This window comes from Brasilonema bromeliae SPC951 (assembly GCF_012912135.1).
In the GTDB taxonomy this organism is placed as follows: Bacteria; Cyanobacteriota; Cyanobacteriia; order Cyanobacteriales; family Nostocaceae; genus Brasilonema; species Brasilonema bromeliae.
This window is the reverse complement of sequence record NZ_QMEB01000407.1, coordinates 1-1,912: the sequence shown is the minus strand read 5'-3', so window position 1 is coordinate 1,912 and position 1,912 is coordinate 1. Positions and strand designations below refer to the sequence as shown.

General features: G+C 43.4%; 2 protein-coding genes. One reads left to right on the top strand and one right to left on the bottom strand.

Annotated features, from left to right (window positions below; genetic code table 11):
- Window positions 1–466: PD-(D/E)XK nuclease family protein (locus DP116_RS28080; RefSeq protein ID WP_211173566.1), on the bottom strand; the 466-nt coding region annotated here is incomplete at its 3' end.
- Between the two features lie 223 nt (window positions 467–689).
- On the opposite strand from DP116_RS28080, the gene DP116_RS28075 reads away from it, so the two are divergent.
- Window positions 690–1,862 carry a pyridoxal phosphate-dependent aminotransferase gene (locus tag DP116_RS28075; protein WP_169158230.1) on the top strand — a complete coding sequence of 391 codons (1,173 nt, stop codon included), beginning with the start codon at window positions 690–692 and terminating at the stop codon, window positions 1,860–1,862.
- Window positions 1,863–1,912: the final 50 nt, after the last annotated feature.

Genomic DNA, 1,912 nt, shown 5'->3' with positions numbered 1-1,912 from the left:
GATAAAGACGTGTTTGCCAGTTTTGTTCCAACTTGCGTTTATTGGGCGGTTTGGGATAAGTTTTCCAGTCAAGAATTTGTGCCTGCTGATTATCTGCAATCAATAAATCATAAATAACCGTGAGCAAATAATCTTGAACTTGCAGAGTACGGTAGTGTTCGCTTTCACGAAAAGTTTGGCTATTGGAAGTAGAGTTTAAAATTTCTGGTGCTGCATTCGCGAAAGCGGACATCCAGCTTTGCAGTTGGGTATCCTCTTGTAGAAAAGTATCAATGGGTAAACCCATTTCTCGCTGCTGCATCAGCAAGTGAAAGCGGCTTCCTAAAGTTTGCCGTTCTTCATGTTCCGGATCTAAGGGAGAATGGAGTTGTTCTAGGTAGGTGTGTTGAAATTGACGGGGACAACGTTCTAGTAGGTTAAGTTGTCCTTGCGAAAGTCGCAAGAGTTGAGTTTGAGTGGATTGCATAGTTCTATTTTAGAGGCGATCGCATTGTATACAGCCCTAAATGATTCGCGTGAATACCTATCTCAGAAAAAGTGGGAGTGTGGGAGTGTGGGAAAATATCCTTCCCTCCTTCCTTCCCTCCTTCTCTCGTCATCCTCCTCATCTAAATCCAATCTTTGATTTCACAACTCAAATACAAGCGCCATATGAGAGAAAATTGAACTTAGCTTAAATGTGATACCGTATGGAATCTCTTATCTCTCGGATGGAGGCGGTGCAGTCGCCTATTATTCCAGTTGTCGCGGAATTGATTAAAAGCTGTCCTGGTACAATCTCTCTGGGACAGGGTGTTGTTTCCTATAGTCCACCAGCCGAAGCCATAGAACTTTTGCCCAAATTCCTTGCTGAACCTACTAATAATTTATACAAAGCTGTTGAAGGAATTCTCCCTTTACAAACTGCAATAGCTGCAAAATTACAAGCTTTTAACGGTATTGAAATAAATGAGGACAACTGCATTGTTGTTACCGCAGGTAGCAATATGGCGTTTATGAATGCTGTTCTTGCTATCACTTCGGTGGGAGATGAAGTTATTCTCAATACGCCTTACTATTTCAACCATGAAATGGCGATTACTATGGCGGGTTGTCGTCCGGTGCTTGTGAAATGTGATGAAAATTACCAGCTACGTCCAGAGGCGATCGCCTCTGCTATCACTCCCAAAACACGCGCAGTCGTGACAATTTCCCCTAATAATCCTACAGGGGCTGTGTATTCAGAACAAGCGTTGTGGGAAGTCAATCAAATTTGTCGCAATCATGGTATCTACCACATCAGCGATGAAGCCTATGAATACTTTACTTACAACGGAGTGAAACATATTTCTCCCGGTGCATTCGCCGGAAGTAGCAAGTACACGATTTCTCTTTATAGTCTTTCTAAGGCTTATGGTTTTGCAAGCTGGCGTATTGGTTACATGGTTATCCCTAAACACCTGCTTGTCCCCGTCAAAAAAGTTCAAGATACGATTCTCATTTGTCCGCCTGTGATTTCCCAGTATGCAGCTTTGGGGGCGTTGCAGGCGAAAGAGGAATATTTGAAGGATCATATTGGGGCGATCGCCCAAGTAAGACAAGTCGTACTTGATTCCCTCAACAGCTTACAAGACTTGTGTACTATTGCTCCTGCTGATGGTGCTTTCTATTTTTTCCTGAAAGTTCATACTCAATTGGATAGCTTTGAACTTGTCAAACGACTCATCCGCGAACATCAAGTCGCAGTGATTCCTGGTACAACCTTTGGGATGGATGATGGATGCTATCTCCGCGTCGCCTACGGTGCGCTACAAAAACAGACAGCAAAAGAAGGAATTGAGCGCTTGGTGAGGGGTTTGCAAAAAATATGCAAGGTGCATTAACTTTCAAGAAACACAGGGGTGTAGGGGTTTAAGGGTGTAGGGGTATAGGG

Bases quoted from the DNA above. Each gene is read 5' to 3' on its own strand.
- DP116_RS28075 (WP_169158230.1), top strand. From the start codon at position 690: ATGGAATCTCTTATCTCTCGGATGGAGGCGGTGCAGTCGCCTATTATT.